Origin of the sequence: Dyadobacter sp. CY347 (genome assembly GCF_021502655.1) — a bacterium.
Lineage (GTDB): Bacteria > Bacteroidota > Bacteroidia > Cytophagales > Spirosomataceae > Dyadobacter.
Map to the genome: position 1 here is coordinate 679,934 of NZ_JAKFFT010000004.1, position 19,673 is coordinate 699,606.

General features: G+C 45.3%; 18 protein-coding genes. 11 read left to right on the plus strand and 7 right to left on the minus strand.

Annotation, left to right across the window (positions count from 1 at the left end; translation table 11 throughout):
- Positions 1–105 precede the first annotated feature (105 nt).
- Positions 106–1,350 carry an ABC transporter permease gene (locus tag L0659_RS10920; RefSeq protein WP_235126006.1) on the minus strand — a complete coding sequence of 415 codons (1,245 nt, stop codon included), beginning with the start codon at positions 1,348–1,350 and terminating at the stop codon, positions 106–108.
- Positions 1,351–1,454: 104 nt separating this feature from the next.
- On the opposite strand from L0659_RS10920, the gene L0659_RS10925 reads away from it, so the two are divergent.
- The 10 genes from L0659_RS10925 (at position 1,455) to L0659_RS10970 (ending at position 12,142) form a co-directional block, all read left to right on the plus strand.
- Positions 1,455–2,717: an asparagine synthetase B gene (locus L0659_RS10925; protein ID WP_235126843.1), complete on the plus strand. Its 1,263-nt coding sequence runs from the start codon at positions 1,455–1,457 to the stop codon at positions 2,715–2,717.
- 175 nt (positions 2,718–2,892) lie between these two features.
- Positions 2,893–4,137, plus strand: coding sequence for an efflux RND transporter periplasmic adaptor subunit (locus L0659_RS10930; protein WP_235126844.1), 1,245 nt, complete (start codon positions 2,893–2,895; stop codon positions 4,135–4,137).
- Between the two features lie 5 nt (positions 4,138–4,142).
- Entirely contained in the window at positions 4,143–5,588 is a 1,446-nt protein-coding gene (locus L0659_RS10935; protein ID WP_235126008.1) for a TolC family protein, read from the plus strand.
- 3 nt (positions 5,589–5,591) lie between these two features.
- Complete coding sequence (locus tag L0659_RS10940) at positions 5,592–6,254, plus strand: ABC transporter ATP-binding protein (protein WP_235126009.1); 663 nt, start codon at positions 5,592–5,594, stop codon at positions 6,252–6,254.
- A 21-nt stretch (positions 6,255–6,275) separates the two neighbouring features.
- A complete protein-coding gene (locus L0659_RS10945) occupies positions 6,276–7,520 on the plus strand; it encodes an ABC transporter permease (protein WP_235126011.1) in 1,245 nt (414 codons plus the stop codon).
- Positions 7,521–7,610: 90 nt separating this feature from the next.
- Positions 7,611–8,777, plus strand: coding sequence for an ABC transporter permease (locus L0659_RS10950; protein WP_235126013.1), 1,167 nt, complete (start codon positions 7,611–7,613; stop codon positions 8,775–8,777).
- 59 nt (positions 8,778–8,836) lie between these two features.
- Positions 8,837–9,058, plus strand: coding sequence for a hypothetical protein (locus tag L0659_RS10955; protein WP_235126015.1), 222 nt, complete (start codon positions 8,837–8,839; stop codon positions 9,056–9,058).
- Positions 9,055–9,468 carry a putative toxin-antitoxin system toxin component, PIN family gene (locus tag L0659_RS10960; protein WP_235126017.1) on the plus strand — a complete coding sequence of 138 codons (414 nt, stop codon included), beginning with the start codon at positions 9,055–9,057 and terminating at the stop codon, positions 9,466–9,468. Before L0659_RS10955 ends, L0659_RS10960 begins: the two co-directional genes overlap by 4 nt.
- An 8-nt stretch (positions 9,469–9,476) precedes the next feature.
- A complete protein-coding gene (locus tag L0659_RS10965; protein ID WP_235126019.1) occupies positions 9,477–10,850 on the plus strand; it encodes a sigma-54 dependent transcriptional regulator in 1,374 nt (457 codons plus the stop codon).
- Positions 10,847–12,142, plus strand: a complete 1,296-nt coding sequence (locus L0659_RS10970; RefSeq protein ID WP_235126021.1) for a PAS domain-containing sensor histidine kinase — start codon at positions 10,847–10,849, stop codon at positions 12,140–12,142. The genes L0659_RS10965 and L0659_RS10970 overlap by 4 nt, the downstream gene beginning before the upstream one ends.
- On the opposite strand, the gene L0659_RS10975 is transcribed toward L0659_RS10970, so the two are convergent.
- The 5 genes from L0659_RS10975 to L0659_RS10995 all read right to left on the minus strand — a co-directional run bounded on the left by L0659_RS10975 (position 12,139) and on the right by L0659_RS10995 (position 17,496).
- The gene (locus L0659_RS10975) at positions 12,139–13,086 is read right to left on the minus strand and encodes a phosphotriesterase (RefSeq protein ID WP_235126022.1); all 948 of its coding nucleotides are present in this window, start codon (positions 13,084–13,086) and stop codon (positions 12,139–12,141) included. The genes L0659_RS10970 and L0659_RS10975 overlap by 4 nt on opposite strands.
- 161 nt (positions 13,087–13,247) lie before the next feature.
- On the minus strand, positions 13,248–14,450 hold the full coding sequence (locus L0659_RS10980) for a site-2 protease family protein (RefSeq protein WP_235126023.1): 1,203 nt from the start codon (positions 14,448–14,450) through the stop codon (positions 13,248–13,250).
- A complete protein-coding gene (locus L0659_RS10985) occupies positions 14,440–15,075 on the minus strand; it encodes an HAD family phosphatase (protein ID WP_235126024.1) in 636 nt (211 codons plus the stop codon). The genes L0659_RS10980 and L0659_RS10985 overlap by 11 nt, the downstream gene beginning before the upstream one ends.
- A gap of 8 nt (positions 15,076–15,083) precedes the next feature.
- Entirely contained in the window at positions 15,084–16,037 is a 954-nt protein-coding gene (locus tag L0659_RS10990) for an acetyl-CoA carboxylase carboxyltransferase subunit alpha (RefSeq protein ID WP_233795971.1), read from the minus strand.
- A 34-nt stretch (positions 16,038–16,071) separates the two neighbouring features.
- A complete protein-coding gene (locus L0659_RS10995) occupies positions 16,072–17,496 on the minus strand; it encodes an MBL fold metallo-hydrolase RNA specificity domain-containing protein (protein WP_235126025.1) in 1,425 nt (474 codons plus the stop codon).
- Positions 17,497–17,616: 120 nt separating this feature from the next.
- Between L0659_RS10995 and dacB the strand changes: the two genes are divergently transcribed.
- A complete protein-coding gene (dacB, locus tag L0659_RS11000) occupies positions 17,617–19,089 on the plus strand; it encodes a D-alanyl-D-alanine carboxypeptidase/D-alanyl-D-alanine-endopeptidase (protein WP_235126026.1) in 1,473 nt (490 codons plus the stop codon).
- 2 nt (positions 19,090–19,091) lie between these two features.
- On the opposite strand, the gene hslV is transcribed toward dacB, so the two are convergent.
- Positions 19,092–19,631: an ATP-dependent protease subunit HslV gene (gene hslV / locus L0659_RS11005; protein ID WP_026630438.1), complete on the minus strand. Its 540-nt coding sequence runs from the start codon at positions 19,629–19,631 to the stop codon at positions 19,092–19,094.
- Between the last annotated feature and the right edge of the window lie 42 nt (positions 19,632–19,673).

A 19,673-nucleotide genomic window follows, 5' to 3' on the forward strand; every position in this document is an offset into this window, starting at 1 on the left:
CTTGTTGGGAGTGCAAAAGTATGTAGAAAAATATATTAAGCAAGCGTTATTTTGAAAAAATCATTGGAAAAAATCGCTGCAAGCAGCTTTTAATCCATAACTCCTTTATTCATAACGCAATGCTTCTATCGGATCGAGGCGGGATGCTTTAATGGCTGGGTAAATTCCTGAAAGAACGCCCACGACCACACAAACCAGAATCCCCATCGCCATCCAGATCCACGGCACCACAAATGAACTGTCGGAGCTGATGAGGCCGGAAATGACATTGCCGATGATGATCCCTAAAATCAGGCCGGCGATTCCGCCTAATATGCAAACCACGATGGCTTCTATCAGGAATTGAAAACGAATAACTCCTGGCGTTGCACCAAGCGATTTGCGGATGCCGATTTCACGCGTCCGTTCTGTGACAGAAACGAGCATAATGTTCATCAGCGCGATGGAAGCGCCTAATAATGTAATAATGCCGATGCCGAAACCGCCAATGCGCAGGTAACCGGTAACTTCTTCAAAATCTTTTGCAACGGCGTCGGCGCGGTCGATGGTGAAGGAATCCTCTTTTCCTAATGCGTCATTTCGGATCCGGCGCATGATCCCGCGCGCTTCTTCTACGATGAAATCCCCATCCGAAATGTTGGGTGCAGAGGCAGTAATGTTGTAAGTCAATGCACGGTTTGCGGCAAGTCCGCGTCCGTTTTCGAGGGGAATGAGGATAATGCGGTCGGCGTCATTTTGTCCGCCGAGCGATCCTTTCTTTTGCAGCACACCCACAACTTTGTAGCGGCTGCCCATGAAAGTAATGTCCTTATTGAGCGGATCAACGCGTTGAAAGAGTTTTTTGGCAATTTCCTGACCGATTACTGCAACATTCATCGCATTTTCCATATCATTCTTGTCGAGGTTGCGACCGAGATCAATTTTGTAGCCATTGATTCCTAAATATTGCTCATCAGAGCCAACGACGCTGCTATTCGGATTGGTCTTTCCAGAAAGAAAATTGACCTGCACCGCACCACCTATATCTGCTGATAGTGAGGCTGTTGCTGCATAGGATTCTTTGAATTTGTTGGCAAATGTAAGGGCTTCGCGATAGGTTACCGCCGGATACTGTTTGCTTCGGCGGCCGCCATTCCGGAAATTGTCGTCTTCTTTGTTTTTGACGGTAAATGTATTGGCGCCAAGATCGGCGAAACTGCTGTTTACCGAATTCTGAATGCCTTCTATGGCGGTCAGAATGCCGACCAGGGATGTAATTCCGATGGCGATGATCAGCGCGGTGAGCACGGTTCTGAGCAGATTACTTTGTATGGAGCGGAGGCCTTCGTCGATATTTTCCCTGATGTTCATGGTTTTAGAGCTTGTGCACCATAATGTGAATTATATCGTTTTCTTTCTATATTTAATAAATCCGAATTGTAAAGCTGCGCATGAAACGTGAAAGAATCAAACCAGTGATACGCTTGTTTATCCCGCTTATCATTTTTTTAACAATATCATTTAATAGCATGTCCAACAGGCTGCTGATCCCGATGGATGAGGGCCAGAAGAACCATTTAAAGGCATACGGGATTTCTTACTGGATCCTGAAAAACTTTGAAATGGAGATGGATTGGCTGCTCAATTACCGCGGAGGCAGCTTCATGATCGCTTATAATCAGCAGTTTGCGTCCGAAATGACGGTTCGTGGGGTGAGTTTTGAGGTGATTTCAGAAGGGCAAGCCGGGCAGATCCTGAGCCAGATCAGCGCACCGGACGTAAATATGGACGCGGTGAAATTGCAAAAAGCGCCCAAAATCGCGGTTTATTCTCCAAAATCAAAGCTTCCCTGGGATGACGCTGTGACGCTGGTGCTGACTTATGCGGAGATTCCCTATGATGTGATTTATGATGATGAAGTGCTGAATAACAAGCTGCCGGAATACGATTGGCTGCATTTGCACCACGAAGATTTTACAGGTCAGTTCGGCAAGTTTTATCAATACAAAGATTTTCCCTGGTATCGTGAGCAAAAGCGCGAGGCGGAAGAAACGGCCAATAAATACCAGTTTGGCAATGTGCCCCAGATGAAACTCGCCGTTGCCAAACGGATTTCTGCATTCGTAACTGGTGGCGGTTATATGTTTGCCATGTGCAATGCGACCGATACATTTGACATTACACTTGCAGCCGACGGCCTCGATATTGTGGAGGCGATGTACGACGGCACGCCTGTTGACCCGACTGCAAATGGTAAGCTTAATTACGACAACACATTCGCTTTCAAAGATTTCAAAACCATTTCCTATCCTTATGAAGTGGAATTCTCGGACATTGATAACCAGCCCGAAGAGCGCGGTTTGACGGAGGCTAACGATTTTTTCTCCTTGTTCCAGTTTTCGGCCAAATGGGACCCGGTGCCCAGTATGCTTACGCAAAATCACCAGACCATTATCAAAGGATTTTTAGGTCAGACAACTGCATTTAAAAACCGTCTGATCAAGCCTGAGGTGATTATTTTAGCTGAAAATAAAACGGCCAAAGAGGCGCGTTACATTCATAGCACGCACGGCAAGGGCTTTTTCACCTTTTATGGCGGCCATGATCCGGAAGATTACCAGCACCGGGTAGGCGAAGAACCTACGGACTTGAACCTGCATCCGAATTCAGCAGGTTACCGGCTGATTCTCAACAACATTCTTTTCCCGGCTGCGAAAAAGAAGAAACTGAAAACGTAGATTTCAAAGCATAAAATTTCCTGTTCCAAATCACACAAACCGTGCGCAACCGCACGGTTTTTTGTTTTTAACTTTTGTGTAAGAGATTGGTTTTGAATGTGTTATGTATTGGCATAAAAATGGATTAATGATAAGCACATTAGCCATGAACACATCTAACCTTCAAACAAAAACAATGGATCGCGAAGTTGCGCCGGAACAAATTAAAACCACCAGGAACCGACGATGGCTGTTCATCGCGCTGGGCATTATCCTTACGGCAGCCTTGCTTTACTTTTTTCGTCAGTCGCTGGGAAGCACCCTGGAAAGTGCCCGGATCCGAACCGGAACGGTTGAAAAAGGGAATGTTGAAAACACATTAACCGCGTCGGGAGAAGTCATCCCGGCTTATGAACAAATTTTTACAAGCCCGATCCGCGCCAGCATCAAGCGCATTCTGCTGACGCCCGGAACGCAGGTAAAACCCGGACAGGCCATTGTGGAACTGGATAAGTCACTTACGGAAATCGAATCCGAACGTTACGAAGACCAGCTGAAATTAAAGCAGAACAGCATTGAGCAGCTGCGGATGAAGTTGAACAAAGATCTGTACGACGCGGAAATTAATGACCGTATTAAATCTCTGAACATTAACAAACTGCGGGCTGATTTTGAAGATGCAAAACGGCTTCAAAAAGTAGGAGGAGGCACCGCGGAAGACATTACCAGGGCTGAAAATGCATTGAAAATTGCCGAGTTGGAAAAACAGCAGCTGGAAAATGATTTGAAATACAATCGGGAGTCGATGGGCGCAAGTCTGAAAGAAACTGAACTGGGTGCACAAATTGAAAGTAAGAACTTAAAAGAATTGCAGCACAAGCTGCGAATGGCCGACATTGTCGCCGACCGGAAAGGGGTTTTGACCTGGGTAAATGAAAACATTGGCTCGTCGGTGAATGAAGGCGAAATGCTCGCGAAAGTGGCGGATCTGGGCAGTTTCAGGGTGGAAGGAAGTTGCTCGGACATTTATGCAGATCAGGTGAAAGCGGGCCTGAATGTGATCATCAAACTGAATGAAGTGACACTAAGAGGCTTGATTACGCAGGTGAAACCAGCAGTGAAAGATGGCGTGATCGGGTTTGTGATCCAGCTGGACAATGCCAAAAGTGAGTCGCTTAGGCCTAACATGAAAGTGGAAGTCTACGTGGTGACCAGCAGCAGTTCGAATACATTGCGTGTGGCCAATGGTCCGGCATTTACCGGCAAGAAAAAGCAATTCGTGTATATTCTGAAAAATAACAAAGCTCTGCGCCGCGAAGTGGAAACCGGGCTTTCGAATTTTGATTTTATCGAGATCAAAAGCGGGCTGGAATTGGGCGAGAAAGTGATCCTGACGGATTTGAACGCTTATGAGCATCTAGAGGAAATTTCAATTCAATGAATGCTATGAAAAACCTCTTTACCCTCACTTTCGCCTGCTTTATTGTTTTTCCGGCATTTGCGCAAGTCAGAACTTTGTCATTGCAAGATGTTGTGACAATGTCAAGGGAGCAATCGATCGCCTCCAAACAGGCGGTTACGGCCAGAAAAACCAATTATTGGCAGTATCGATCGTTTCAGGCAGATTACCGGCCGCAATTGAGCTTGAATGGTACGATTCCGGGATTTACAAGATCTTACATTGAAGTGAGACAGCCGGATGGGACCATTTCTTTTGAGCAGGTTTCAAATAACAATTCTTTGCTGAACCTGTCTTTGAGCCAGAGCATTGCGCTTACCGGCGGGACTGTTTATGTGCAGCAGCAGACGCAGCGTTTTGACGATTTTGCCAGGAATAACACGCGCTATAATGGCATTCCATTTGAAATTGGCATTACCCAGCCGCTTTTCAGGTTCAATACATTGAAATGGGACCGGAAAATTGAGCCTTTGAAATATCAGGAAGGCAATCAACAGTTTATCCAGTCATTAGAACAGGTTTCGCTGGATGCGACGGGTTTTTATTTCGAGCTGCTGGTTGCACAGGTGAATTTGCAGATCGCAGAGAAGAACCGGAGCAATAATGATACGCTGTACAAAATTGCGCAGCAGAAATTAATGTTAGGGAAAATATCTCAAAATGACCTCTTGCAACTTCAAATGGGACTTTTGACTGCGCAGAAAGATCTTGCATCGGCCCAGCAAGCCGCCGCAGTGGCTTCTCTCAAACTGAAAATGTACATGGGTTCGCGGGACGAAAGAGTGCTGGAACTTGAAATTCCTTTGGAAGCTGCAGAATTTGCAATTAACACACAACTTGCATTGGATGAAGCGTTTGCCAATCGATCCGCGGCTGTCGGTTTTCGCCGGAAGTTGCTTGAAGCGGAGCGTGAAGTGCAATTTGCGAGGAAGGAAAACGGTTTGAATGCTTCGTTGAATGCGACTTTTGGGTTATCAAACCAGGGGGCCCGGCCTTCGGACGTATACAGGAGCCCGCAGGATCGTGAGTTTGTGGAGTTGCAGTTCACATTGCCGATCATGACATGGGGCCGTAATAAGGCGCGGACGGAAGTGGCGAAAGCAAATCAGGAGTTTGCACAACAGTCGGTGGAGCAGGAGAAGCTGACGTTTGAGCAGGAGATTTTTACGCAGGTTACCCTTTTGCAGATGTTACAAAAGCAGGTTAAGCTCACCAAATTAGCCGATAATATTGCCGCAGACCGTTATCAGATCGCCAAAGAAAGGTTTATCCTGAGCGACCTCAGCGTAACGGACCTGGGCATCGCAACGCAGGAAAAGGACATTGCCCGCAGAGACTATATTTTAGCATTACGGGATTACTGGCAATCCTATTACAGCCTGAGAATCTTAACATTATATGATTTTGAACAAAACAAAAAAATAGCATACTAAGCCATGATCAAACTCGAAAACGTTGAAAAAGTCTACCGCACCAGCGTCATTGAAACATTAGCGCTCAACAACATTAACATTCATGTTAAAAAAGGCGAATTCGTCTCCATTATGGGGCCTTCGGGATGCGGAAAGAGCACATTACTGAACATTATGGGCCTGCTTGACACGCCCAGTAAAGGCAACATTGAAATCGACGGCAGCAAAGTCGAGAAGTATACCGACAAATCGCTGGCACATTTGCGCAATCAGAAACTGGGTTTCATTTTCCAAAGTTTTCACCTTATTAATGACCTTTCGGTAATCGATAATGTTGAAATCCCGCTTCTATATCGGAATAGTTCTTCCAGAGAACGCCGCGAGCTGGCGCAGGAAGCATTGGAGAAAGTAGGCCTGAGCAACCGGATGAAACATTTCCCAAAACAACTTTCTGGCGGGCAAAAACAGCGCGTAGCCATTGCAAGGGCCATTGTAGGCAAGCCGGAAATTATCCTCGCCGATGAACCAACCGGGAACCTCGACAGTGCCATGGGCAATGAGATCCTGAGCATTCTGCAAAACCTGAATGAAGGCGGCGCCACCATCGTCATGGTGACCCACGACGACGCCATGGCCAAACGCACGCACAGGCTGATCAGGCTGTTTGACGGCACGCAGGTGCTATAAACCCTTCAAACTTTAAACATTATGCTTTTAAATTATATCAAAATCGCCTGGAAAGTTTTGCTGCGGCATCCTTTCTATACATTTATTACGCTTTTCGGCATTAGCCTTACGCTCACTGTGTTAATGGTGCTAACTTCTTTTCTGGATCATTTGTTCGGGACACATTATCCGGAAATTAAACGTGATCGTTCATTGTATGTCGCCACGGTTATCCAGACCGATTCGGCTCACACGTCAATGTCTTCCGGGCCTGCGACTTTCGATTTTTTGACCAAACATGTTAAGTCACTCAAATCAGCTGACCAGGTGGCTATCATGTCCAATTTTAGTTTTTCTAACACGTATGTCAATGGTAAAAGGATCAAGTTGAATACCAAATACACGGACTCAGAGTTTTGGGAGGTGATGGGTTTTCAGTTTTTCGAAGGAAAGCCCTATAATGACAATAACATCAGGAATTCGGATCATGTGGCGGTTATTACAGATGCGCTGCGCGATCAGTATTTTGAAACTGGCGGCAAGTCGGTAGTAGGACGGAATATTGAAGTTGAAAACATTAACTACCGCGTGATCGGCGTAGTGAAAGGCAGTCCGCCCACGCGTATTTACAGTTATTCGGATATTTATTTTCCTTACACGGCACCTAAAAGCAACTATGAAAACAAAGGATTAAGGGGTCGTTACATTGCAATTGTTACTGCAAAAGACGCTTCCGAAATGCCCGCAATCCAGTCAGAATTTAACAGCAACATTTCACGTATTCCTTATTCCGAGATTCATACAGATAAAAATCTGACAGTTCTGGACGTGAAAGCGGATCGTTATTTTGATCATTTTGTCAACACGTTTGCACGGGACAGCACGAAACGGTTTTTATTTTATACGGTTGTGAGTTTTGTGATCCTCATGTTTATGGGGCTGCCTGCCATTAATCTGGTGAATGTTAATGTGAGCCGGATTTTGGAAAGGGCATCCGAAATTGGTGTAAGAAAAGCGTTTGGAGCTCCGTCTGCGGCATTGCTCTGGCAGTTTATTATCGAAAATATCTTCATCACGTTTATCGGAGGTGCATTTGCGCTGGCGCTGTCGTACCTAATCATTTACCTGATCAATTCCAGCGGCTGGATTGCCTACGCAGACCTCACGATCAATGTGCCTGTGTTCGTGATTAGTCTGGGTGTTTGCCTTGTTTTCGGCCTCCTATCCGGCGTTTTACCCGCTTTTAGAATGTCAAGGTTGAAAATCGTAGACGCGCTAAAAGTTTAATTTTGAATGAGTGAATGAGTGAATATTATTGATCACGAAGAATTCACTCATTCAGTCACTCACTCATTCACTCATTAAAAATCGACCATTATGCTTCAACACCTATTCAAACTAATATGGAATAAGAAGGGGACGCATTCCCTGCTTATCATCGAAATTTTCGCGTCGTTTCTGGTGCTTTTTGGGGTGCTCTCCCTGATTGTTTTTAATGCAAGAAATTATTTGCAACCCATTGGTTTTGAGTATGCACAGGTGTGGAATATAGATCTGGCCAGCAACCAGGATACGGTGGATGTGTCCCGTAAGCTAGCGAACGTTATGCAGCGGATCAGGTCGTATAAAGAGGTGGAAACGGCCACAAGAATGAGCAGTAATACGCCGTTTTCAGCAAATCAGGTCAGCGGTTCCATGACTTATAATAAAGTAACGGTCGGCGCAGACTTTTACTATACTGACCCTGATTTCAATAAAACGCTCGATCTGCCACTGTTGAAAGGACGTTGGTATAGGGAAGGTGATCGGGTGGCGAAATTTATTCCGATTGTGATCAATAAAAAGCTGGAAGACAAGCTCTTTTTAAATGAAACATCACTGAATAAGGTGATTAAAATCGACGATAAGAGCTCCTATAAAGTGGTTGGCGTTATCGATAAGTTCAAAGCCAAAGGCGAATTTATGTCTGATAACCCGGGGCTTTTTGAAATGCTTGCCAAAGATGATACCTGGAATTCCAATGTATTGATTAAAACCAAGGGCGGCACGGACGCGAACTTTGAGGCAAAGCTTGTAAAAGACATTGCCATGATGTTGCCCGGATGGGGAATTGAGGTGAGTTACTTAAAAGAATCACGTCTCAACCGTCATAATCTCACACTTGTCCCTGTGATTATCTTTTTGATTATCAGTGCCTTTTTGCTTACTAATGTTGCGCTTGGACTTTTTGGAATATTGAATCTTAACATTTCGCGCAGGAAAAATGAGATCGGGCTTCGCCGGGCAATGGGTGCCACGGAAGGGAAAGTGGCCATTCAGTTTTTGGGAGAAATATGGGTGATTGCGACATTCAGTCTGATCATCGGGTTGCTTTTCGCCGTCCAATTTCCGCTGATGAATGTGTTTGATCTGGACAGTGAAATTTATATCACTTCAATTTTCGCCTCCATTGCCGTAATTTACATCATCGTTACCCTCTGCGCCTGGCTCCCCAGCAAGCAAGCATCCCGAATCCATCCGGCAGTGGCGTTGCATGAGGAGTAAATAAACTAATGCGTAACTTGCATTAAGTGAAATTTGTTAGAAATTAAATGTTCAATAAAATGGAAGCGAAATCTCTTTCAAACCTGCAACTGGAATTGCTGAAAGTTTATTCGAGGCAAATCGAAGATGAAGATGTAATTGCAATCCGCAAAATGCTCGCTACATATTTTGCAGAAAAGGCCATACGGATAGCAGATGAAGTCTGGGTGAAAAATGGATGGAAATCAGATGATACTCAGCATCTTTCACAGGAGCATAACCGAACATCAACAGGGCTTTGAAGGTTGTAATTGATACCAACATTTTATGGGTTTCCATATCCAGCCGATCTTCCTCTCATTGGATTTTTAAAAATATTCTGGAAGGTAAACTGACATTGTGTGTCACGAATGAGATCCTTGAAGAATACGCTGAAATTATTGACAGGAAGCTGGGACATGCCGTATCTGAGGCGGTGCTGAGTACATTTGACAATCTTCCCAACATCGAGTATATCACACGACATTTCAGGTGGTTCGCCGTGAAATCCGATCCGGATGACGATAAGTTTGTGGACTGCTGCGTTGCTTGCGGAGCCGTTTGCATTGTAACTGAGGACAACCATTTCAATGTCGTGAAAACGTTAGAATTTCCAAAGGTCCGAATTATGAGCTTGTCAGAGTTTGAGCAATTTTTTAACACGGAAAAATAAAGTTGCGCATGCTCTTAATAGTTGATGACGATTTGGCGATACGGGCTTCTTTGATCCTGCTTCTTAAAAAGGAGGGGTTTGAGGTGAGGGGTGTCGGGTCGCCGGATGAAACTTTTGATATTTTGAAGACAGTGACGCCGGAGCTGATCCTGCTGGACCTCAATTTTTCAATCGAAACTTCGGGAAAAGAGGGAATGCAGCTTTTGCAGCAAATTAAGAAGCGTTATCCGGCCATTCCGTTGATTTTGATTACTGGTTGGGGAACTATTGATCTGGCTGTGAGGGGAATGAAGGAAGGAGCGATTGATTTTATTACAAAACCCTGGCAGAACGATCATCTGCTGCAATCGGTGCGGACGATCCTGAACTTGACACAAACATTGCCGCTTTCAGGCAGCAGGAAGAAGCTGGAACAGCAATACCAATTCGAAAATATTGTCGGGCAGGATCCCAAACTGCTTGACATTCTGGAAACGGTCGGCCGCGTGGCTTCAACGGATGCGGCGGTGCTTATTACAGGCGAAAGCGGCACGGGTAAGGAGCTTATCGCCGAAGCGATCCACATGAACAGCAAGCGAAAATCACGGCCGTTTGTGAAGGTTAACCTGGGCGGGATTTCTTCAACATTATTTGAAAGTGAGCTGTTCGGTCACGTCCGCGGCGCTTTCACGGACGCCAAAACGGATCGGCTTGGCCGCTTCGAAATGGCGCATAAGGGGTCGATTTTTCTGGACGAAATAGGCGAACTGGATTTGTCTAGTCAGGTAAAATTGCTGCGTGTGTTGCAGGAACGCACATTTGAGCCGCTGGGGAGCAGTAAAAGCCGGACGGTTGATGTCCGTGTGATCTGTGCTACAAACCGGAATCTGGAAGAAATGGTGGCGCAGGGAACATTCCGCGAAGATCTTTACTACCGCATTAACCTGATCACAGTGAAATTGCCAGCGCTTCGGGAAAGGCCGGACGACATTCCGTTGCTGTCTGAATTTTTTGTGAATAACCTTAAAATCATTTACCAACGCCCGAATCTGCGATTGAGTCCGGCTGCGATGAAATGGCTACGCACATTGCAGTTGCAGGGAAACATTCGCCAGCTGAAAAACCTTGTTGAGCGCACGGTGTTGCTCTCAGGCTCAGATATACTGGATATAGCTGATTTACAACGAAATCTGAGTGGTGGCGCGCAGCCGACAGTGCAAAAAAATCTTCCGGAAGTCGGCGCGATCACTTTGGAGGAGATGGAATATCAGATGATCACGAAGGCCATGCAATTTCATCAGAACAAAGTAAGCAAAGTAGCCAGATCGCTGGGAATCACGCGTTTTGCACTCTATCGCAGGCTGGAAAAATATGGTATTTCCTACGAATCGGAGGACGCATGAGATTATCGACAAAGGCCAAATATATCCTTTACATATTGATATTGCACATTGTCCTGGTTTTCCTGGTGTACAAAATTTTGTATCAGGACAAGTTGCTGTTCATAGGCTTTGAGGTGTTTCTGTTGCTTTCCGCCATTGTTTCCATTCAGATTTACCAGAATTTTATGCAACCTATCCAATTTGTGAAATCGGGAATTGAGGCCATTAAGGACAAAGATTTTTCCATCAAATTCGTCCCTACGGGGAAGGGCGAGGTCGATACATTAATTGAAGTCTATAATCTCATGATTGACCAGCTTCGCGAGGAGCGGACGCGCCTGCATGAGCAGCATTTTTTTCTCGAAAAACTGATCGCCGCATCACCCATTTCCATCATTATCCTCGATTTTGATGAAAGAATAGAATCGTTTAATGTCAAAGCAAAAGACTATTTCAAAGCTGAGGCAGATGGTTTAAAAGGGCTGTTATTACAGGAAACAAATCACCCATTGCTCACGGAGCTGGCCCATATTCAGGATGGGGAATCAAAAATTGTGAAGACAAATGGTGTGGTCACATTCAAAGTGCAGCGGTCGCATTTCATGGATCAGGGCTTCCGGCGCTCGTTTCTGATGATCGAAGAGCTTACCAATGAGATACTTGAATCGGAAAAGAATGCATATGGCAAAGTGATCCGTATGATGGCGCACGAGGTTAATAACACATTAGGGGCCACTGATTCTATCTTGCAGACTACAACCAACATTCTTTCGGACGATTCTTACACGGAGCTTAGGGAAGCGCTTACAATTGCATCCGAGCGCAACAGGCGGCTCACGAAGTTCATGCGAAATTTTGCCGATGTCGTCCGGCTTCCAGCACCAGCGCCTGTTCCTACGGATTTGAATAAATTTATTAAGGATATTGCCGTCTTCATGGAGCCTGCGGCGGCACACCGTAGCGTTTCAATTCAGACATCGCTGCCAGTGAATACCGTTTATAAAAGCCTTGATGTGGGCCAAATGGAGCATGTGCTTGTTAATGTTGTGAAAAACGCAATCGAAGCTTGCGAAGGTGGAAATGAGATCAGAATTGATGTTTCGGAAAATGAGCTGGTGATAAAAAATAACGGCAATCCCATCGAAACCGAAGTAGGGGCGCAGCTTTTCAACCCATTTTTCAGCACCAAGCACGATGGCCAGGGCATCGGCCTGACATTAACCCGGGAAATCCTAATCAACCACGGATTCACATTTTCCCTGCAAACCAATCCAGACGGCTGGACAGCGTTTCGCATTGAATTTGAAGGCTAGCGGATACGAATTGCAAATGCATTGGCCGGATTAGCGACCATAATCTGGCTGATATCTGGCTCGCTGAACCCTTTCTGTTTCAATAAAGGTAAAAGTTTGTCTGAAATGGTTGTATAACCTCGGAAATTCCCGCCATCAGGTTCACCCGGTTTATACCAACCCGCGTCATGCGACAGGAGAATTTGTTTGATGAAACCCTTCGTTTTCAAGAATAGAATTAGCGTGGCAATTTTGTCAACATTATCTTCATTCACACCGTCCAGACTAATCCAGCAACCATTTTTTGCAATCTTTTCAAAATCTTCGTTGCTTCCGCTGGCATGTACCCAAACAAATGCCGAAGGACTGACATTATTTTTCTGTAATATCTCAATTTCCTGCCCGGCTGGAAGCGCTGGTCCTGTATGAGAACAGATTGTCAATCCGGTTTTTAAATGCGTAAGGGCAGCTGCTTTAATCAGTTTTTGATGAATCTCAGAAAGCGGGCCTCCATTGACTCCGGTTTTAATAAATCCCGGTTTTATTTTAGTCCCGTCAATGCCGTTCTCAAATTCAGCAATCCAGCGCTTGGAAAGTTGTTCCGCGGTTTCGGTGAAAGCAATTGAAGGCAAATATTTATTATCCGAAGCACCATAATAACCGGTGTTCGTCAAGATATTTAATCCCGACTTTTCAGATAATTTTTGAAGCAATAAAACATCCCTTCCAAGATAAGCGGGCGTACATTCAACCAAACTTTCGATGCCCTTTTTCTTAATTTCAAGCAGATAGGGAAGCACTTTCGTAATCACCTCGTCATGATTCCACCGATCAGGCCTGATCTTGTCCGCCCCGATAAAATCGACGAGAACATGCTCGTGAATAAGCGTCATACCCAACTTACCAACATTGATTTTGCCGGCAACGCTATTCGTATATTGGTCATCCATAAGAGAATCTGACACAAACGGCAAACTTGCACAAGTAGCCATGAATTGCCGCCGGAAGATTGACTGAGCCAGTAAATCAAGACTAATCATATATACAAAAAATAAAGCCAACTAAGGAATCACATCACAAAACAAAGATCCCAGCGGGATCTCCCATCACTAACCCAGCACAAAAGCTACTCAATCAGAATAAACGGAGTCGGGCTGAATGATATGATGAAGATAATCAATGCGCAGATGCCGAGGATGATGCGGGGTGCGTCTAAGGGCTCGTTTTCGTCGGTGTCGGGGTGGCGGATGCCGAGGAAGCGGCCCAGGATGAAGATGAATGGCAGGAATCCGGTCGAACCTTGCCAGTCGGGACGGATGTAGGAAATGGCGAATTGGCCTACTACTACGATCAGGCTCAACATCAGGCCCGTCATCGGATTGTCGCTGGCTCTTTTGAAACAGATATAAAGGAAATAAATGTAGATCGCCAGATAAAAGAAGCGTTCATAGAAAACAGCATTGCTTCCCGTCGCAAACGACTCTGCCGTGAAAAGGCCTAAGCCTGCATAGAAAGCGAATAATCCAAAAAGGATCGGTGCTACAATGTCAAACTTTTTCTTGCCAATCAAGCCATAAAGAATGTGTCCGCCATCCAGCTGACCGATTGGAATGAGATTAAGTGATGTAAAGAAAAGTGCCAGATAACCTGCAAAAATGTATGGATAATGAATCATTTCGTAGGCATGCGGCAAGCGCGCGGGATCTGCTATGTAGGTTTTGAACATCCAAAACAGAATGTTATCACCTAATGCAATGTTACCAGACGCATTTTCATATGCAAATTGCGGATAACTCAAACCAAATCGCGCATATTCGGGATGAATCGTGAAAATGTATTCGGGAGGAGGCAAATGGGTAAAGCCATACCAGAGAACCACCAAAGCAGCTATAAAACCTGCCAGCGGACCAGCTATGCCAATATCAAAGAATTTTAACCGGGAACGGACAACAGATTTAATGCGGATAAATGCGCCCATTGTCCCGATACTGTTTGAAATACCAAACCAAAGCGGAATGTAGTAGGGGAGCGTAACCTTCACCCGATGCATTTTAGCGACAAAGTAATGTCCGAACTCATGAATGGTCAGAATGGCCAGAAAGGGGATCGAGAATTGAAAGCCCTGCTTGAATTCGGGCCAGCCCAAAAATTTGACAGTTTCATCGGCGACAGGTTTTTCTGCACCGCTGCCCATCAGCATATAGGCGAAGTCGTAAACAAATGAAAAAATGTTGCCGTAGATCCATTCCGCACCAGCCATTGTGGTGGTAATGATCGTCAGAATGAAAAGAACTGCCTGGGTGATGTAAGTGCGTGTGTTAGACTGCATAGTCTTTGAGATATTCCAAAATGGTTACTGGTTTTTGGACGTGAATGGTGTCGATCCCTAATTTTGACGCGGCTTCAATGTTGTCCCGGTTATCGTCCAGAAAAAGCGTTTCTTCTGCTTCCAGACCGGCTTGTTCCAACACTTTTTGATAAATCCTTGGATCCGGTTTCATCAAACCCATTTCATAGGAAAGGAAAACAATTTCAAAAAGTTCGTCCAGTTTCTTTATCCCGGTTGAAGCTTCGAGGATCTTGTTAACCTGGGTAATGTGGATCGAGCTTGTGTTGCTGAGCAGGAAAAGCCGGTAATTTTTTGAAAGTTTTTGAAGCAGCTCCACGCGCTCGGGAGGAAGGTCCAGCAGGAGGCTGTTCCAGGCCGTATCAATAGCTTCATCAGAAAGATCAGAAAATTCAAGAATTTCCCGCACATAGTTCCGAAAACCCGCTTCGTCCAGTTCGCCGGTTTCAAATTGTCTGAAAAGCGCGTTTTTACTGAATAATTCAAGGATTTCTGCTTGTTCCCTGCCGCTTAGTTCTGCAAATGATTTTGACGCGACTGGCACATCAATGTTGAGAATTACGTCGCCAAGGTCAAAAATGATATTTTTTATCTTGCTATTCTTCATCGTTCCGGTTATTCAACAACTACACCCATTGCACAGAATTTCTCAATGCGCTGGTCAATCCTGTCCTGATGCTCAATCGCTGCCAGTTCGTTGATGTTTTCCAGAATAACCATTTTTAGTTTTTCAGCCATCCAGTGGTGATCCAGATGTGCACCGCCCAATGGTTCCGGAATAATGCCGTCGATAAGCCCGTTCTTTTTCATGTCCTTCGCCGTGATTTTCATCGCTTCGGCTGCCTGCTCTTTAAAATCCCAGCTTCTCCAAAGGATCGCGGAGCAGTTTTCAGGTGAAATCACTGAGTACCAGGTATTTTCTAACATTAAAACACGGTCACCGATCGCAATTCCAAGCGCACCGCCCGAAGCGCCTTCACCGATCACGATGCATATTACCGGCACTTTCAGCATGAACATTTCTTTCAGGTTGCGGGCAATCGCCTCACCCTGACCGCGTTCTTCTGCTTCCATTCCTGGAAATGCCCCGGGTGTGTCGATCAGCGTAATGATAGGTTTGTTGAATTTCTCGGCAAGTTTCATCAGGCGCAATGCCTTGCGATAGCCCTCCGGATTGGGCATACCAAAGTTCCGGTGCTGCCTTTGCTTCGTATTACGGCCTTTTTGTTGTCCTATGAGCATGAAAGATTGCCCGCCTACATTGGCAAGTCCGCCAATAATAGCCGGATCATCCCGAACCTGGCGATCACCGTGTAATTCGATGAACTCGTCGCAGATCAGCTCAATGTAATCGAGCGTATATGGACGGTCCGGATGGCGCGAGAGCTGTACACGCTGCCAGCGCGTAAGGTTCTCAAATATTTCCTTTCGAAGATCTGTTATATTGTTTTCCAATAAGGAAATGGCGCCAGAAAAATCCACATTATTATTTTGCGCCAATGTTTTCATTTCTTCGAGCTTGCGTTCGAGCTCGGCCATAGGTTTTTCGAAATCCAGGTATGTTCTCATATTCAGGTTCTTATTTGGTTGGCATTAGGGCAGCTTAAAGTTCGTAAGTGCGTCCCCTTAATGGTATTTCTACCGATTTATAGCCGTTTTCTTGAATTTTACTTTGGAAATCAGCCATGCTTTGCTGTTCTCCGTGCACCAGAAAAATGCCTTTCAGCTTTTCCGGATCTTGTATTTTGATGAATTTCAATAAGTCATTCTGATCTCCGTGGCCGCTAAATACGTCAATTTTTTCAATATTAGCCAAGACAGGCAGCTGCTTTCCACGAATTGAAATCGTGTCCTGTCCGTTCAGTAGCCGCCATCCCAATGTTCCCTCAGAAGCATATCCGATCATCAGGATCGTGGCATAGGGATTGCCAATATTGGCCTCCACGTGCTGCTCCACACGGCCGCCCTGGACCATTCCCGAAGAGGAAATGATAATGCAGGGTTCATTATAGTTGGAAACGGCCTTGCTTGCGTCCGAGCTTTCAAGATAGATCAGGTTATCAAAATCAAAAAGCATATCATTATCGTCCTGAAAAGTACGTGCTTCCTTATTCAGCAATCGCACGTGGCGCTGGTACACTTTCGTGCTGCTATGCGCCAGCGGACTGTCCGAAAACACCTTTAAATTCGGGAAAGAATGATCCATATAGATCTTGTTCAATGTGTAAAGGAGCGCTTGCGTGCGGCCCACACTGAACGAAGGAATGATTAACCTGCCCGGAATGTCAATGCAAGTCCTTTTGATCACATCCGCTAATGCTTCCGCGGGCGATCCCTGGTCTTCATGCAGACGGTTTCCGTAAGTAGATTCACAAATTAAATAATCAACCTGCGGAATTTCCTGCGGATCGATCAGCAGCGGATAATTGCTCCGGCCTATGTCACCTGAAAAGCAAATTCGCTTTTTCTCGCCATCTTCGTAAACTTCCAGCACGATATGCGCGGCGCCCAGCAAATGCCCGGCAGCATAAAAAACGATCGTAACATTATCAGCAATGCGATAGCGCTGTCCAAAAGCCACAGACACGAAGTTGTCCAATGCTTCGGTTACGTTTTTCTCCACGAAATAATCCATCGGAACTTCCTTCTTTTTCTTGCCTCTCTTCTTGGAAGAACCGTTCATGCGGGCATTCAGGCGTTTCTGATGCAGGTTGGCAGCGTCCCGCAAGAGCAGTGAAGTGAGCGCTAATGTAGGCTCCGTACAAACAACCCTTCCCTCAAATCCATATTTATACAGATTCGGAATGTTGCCCGAATGGTCAATGTGAGCGTGTGTTAAAAGGACTGTATTGATTAAACTCGCATCAAATGGGAATACACTTTTTTGCTCTTCATACCTGGTTTTTCTTCCGATCTCGTCTAAGTCAAAGTCAGAGCCGCAGTCAATTAAAATACGGTAATCGTCTGTTTCTAAGAGAAACATGCTACCTGTCACCTGCTGCGCAGCTCCCCAAAATGTCAATTTCATACGTTGGAAATGGGGTGTATCTTACAAAAGTACCAAAAACCGGCTGAGATTTGGAGATTACTTACTAGTTTAGATTTGGTATCTTCTCTTTCAATGCGAAAGTCACCCTGCTAAGCTAATATGAAATCCGGCCTGTTTTTGTTTTTTCTTTCTTTCTGTTTTAATGTCAATGCTCAAAATATAGACAGCACCGCGCTCAATAACCTCCGCGATGCCGTGCTGGAACTCGAAAACAGCGAATTGATGCGAAGCGGTTCCCTGTCTGTGAGTGTAAAAAAAGTAAAGGACGCTTCCAATGTCTTTGCATTAAATACAGAGCGCTCGTTGCCATCCGCTTCCACATTGAAATTAGTCTCCACAGCAACGGCACTGGCTGTTTTTGGCGGTGATTTCAAATTCCAAACATTCCTCGAACACGACGGGGTGATCAGAAACGACACATTAATTGGCAATTTATACATTCATGGAACCGGCGATCCATCCCTGGGAAGTGAGCGTTTCAAAGGTTATCCGGCAGCAAATGAGCTCATTAACCGTTGGGCCGCAGCAGTTAAAAAGACAGGAATTCATTATATCAGAGGGAAAATCATTCCGGACGCCTCCTTTTTTGATTCCGAAACAATTGCCAGCACCTGGATCTGGGGCGATATGGGCAATTATTACGGCGCAGGCGTTTCAGGATTGAATTTTAACGAAAATTTATACAAAATCAAATTCAAGCCCGGCGCCGATTTTGGTGACCCGACCACATTTCTGGGTATTGAACCAGCCATTCCTTATCTGACTTTTGTAAATAAAGTTACCACAGGTGAAAAAGGATCAGGCGATAAGACCATTGTTTACAGTAGTCCGCTGGGCAATGCAGTCGTGCTTACCGGCACGGTTCCTGTCGGCCCGCCCGTGTTTACAGTGAAGGGTTCAATCCCCAATCCCGCTGAATATGTGGCCTTTGCATTGAAAAATAGTTTGGTAAATGCGGCAATAGGAATAGGAGAGAGCAATGTGCCACAACCCGGAGTGCCCGCTGCGTCTGCCAATCCCAAAACCGTGCTGGACAAATACGAGTCACCGCCTTTGCTAGATCTTTGCCAGCAGACCAACTTTTGGAGTGTCAACCTTTATGCCGACGCGCTTTTCAAACAGGCCGGAAAAAGGTTGGCAGGACAATCAGCATTTGATGATGCGGCGAAAGCGATAACCGCTTACTGGTCAGGCAAGGGAGCAGATTTGAGAGGGTTTTATATCAAAGATGGCAGTGGTCTGTCACCTTCCGGCTCAGTCACAACGAACAGCCTGACGGACATTTTAATCGTGGCCAATAAGGATGCCAGTTTTAATGATTTTTACAAAAGCATTGCGGTCCTTGGCATGAACGGCACAGTCCGGAATCTTGGTAAAGGCTCCAAAGCAGCCGGAAATATGCATGTAAAGAGCGGGTCCATTGAAGGAACCCGCGCTTATGCCGGTTATGTCACATCCAAATCTGGATCCTTACTCAGCTTTTCAATCATTGCCCACAAATACATGCCGGGCAGCAACCGCATGATCTCCGATTCATTGGTAAAAATCATGACATTAATGGCTGAATTATAGTCCTACTGAACTTTTTCGATCACGAGATTATGATTTGTATAAATACAGAGGTCGGCTGCAACAGTTAAACCTTCACGCACCATTTCTTCTGCGGTAAGATGGCCCGCATGTTTTTTCAATGCTTGTGCAGCGGATAATGCATAATTGCCACCTGATCCAATCGCAGCAATGCCGTTTTCAGGCTCAAGCACATCGCCGGTTCCTGAGATTACGAGGATTTCCTCTTTATTGGCCGTAATCATCATTGCCTCTAATTTGCGCAGGTAACGATCTGTCCGCCAATCTTTTGCAAGCTCGATAGCAGCGCGTTTCATATTGCCGCCATATGCATTCAATTTTTCTTCAAATTTTTCAAGAAGCGTAAAAGCATCTGCTGTCGATCCTGCAAATCCAACCAGGATCTTACCGCCCATTAATGTGCGGATCTTTTTCACATTGCTTTTGGCAACTGTATTACCCATTGTAGCCTGGCCATCTGCGCCCAGGGAAACCGTTCCGTTATGAAGCACCCCCAAAACGGTGGTAGCATGTATTTTTTCCATAAAATGATTTTATACTAATTCGTCAAACCCCTCACAAAACAA

Excerpts from the sequence above, each read along its gene's own strand:
- L0659_RS10920 (WP_235126006.1), bottom strand. The coding sequence starts at position 1,350 with ATGAACATCAGGGAAAATATCGACGAAGGCCTCCGCTCCATACAAAGT.
- L0659_RS10945 (WP_235126011.1), top strand. The coding sequence starts at position 6,276 with ATGCTTTTAAATTATATCAAAATCGCCTGGAAAGTTTTGCTGCGGCAT.
- L0659_RS10930 (WP_235126844.1), top strand. The coding sequence starts at position 2,893 with ATGGATCGCGAAGTTGCGCCGGAACAAATTAAAACCACCAGGAACCGA.
- L0659_RS10990 (WP_233795971.1), bottom strand. The coding sequence starts at position 16,037 with ATGAGAACATACCTGGATTTCGAAAAACCTATGGCCGAGCTCGAACGC.
- dacB (WP_235126026.1), top strand. The coding sequence starts at position 17,617 with ATGAAATCCGGCCTGTTTTTGTTTTTTCTTTCTTTCTGTTTTAATGTC.
- L0659_RS10950 (WP_235126013.1), top strand. The coding sequence starts at position 7,611 with ATGCTTCAACACCTATTCAAACTAATATGGAATAAGAAGGGGACGCAT.
- L0659_RS10995 (WP_235126025.1), bottom strand. The coding sequence starts at position 17,496 with ATGAAATTGACATTTTGGGGAGCTGCGCAGCAGGTGACAGGTAGCATG.
- L0659_RS10940 (WP_235126009.1), top strand. The coding sequence starts at position 5,592 with ATGATCAAACTCGAAAACGTTGAAAAAGTCTACCGCACCAGCGTCATT.
- L0659_RS10970 (WP_235126021.1), top strand. The coding sequence starts at position 10,847 with ATGAGATTATCGACAAAGGCCAAATATATCCTTTACATATTGATATTG.
- L0659_RS10965 (WP_235126019.1), top strand. The coding sequence starts at position 9,477 with ATGCTCTTAATAGTTGATGACGATTTGGCGATACGGGCTTCTTTGATC.
- L0659_RS10980 (WP_235126023.1), bottom strand. The coding sequence starts at position 14,450 with ATGCAGTCTAACACACGCACTTACATCACCCAGGCAGTTCTTTTCATT.
- L0659_RS10985 (WP_235126024.1), bottom strand. The coding sequence starts at position 15,075 with ATGAAGAATAGCAAGATAAAAAATATCATTTTTGACCTTGGCGACGTA.
- L0659_RS10935 (WP_235126008.1), top strand. The coding sequence starts at position 4,143 with ATGAAAAACCTCTTTACCCTCACTTTCGCCTGCTTTATTGTTTTTCCG.
- L0659_RS10955 (WP_235126015.1), top strand. The coding sequence starts at position 8,837 with ATGGAAGCGAAATCTCTTTCAAACCTGCAACTGGAATTGCTGAAAGTT.
- hslV (WP_026630438.1), bottom strand. The coding sequence starts at position 19,631 with ATGGAAAAAATACATGCTACCACCGTTTTGGGGGTGCTTCATAACGGA.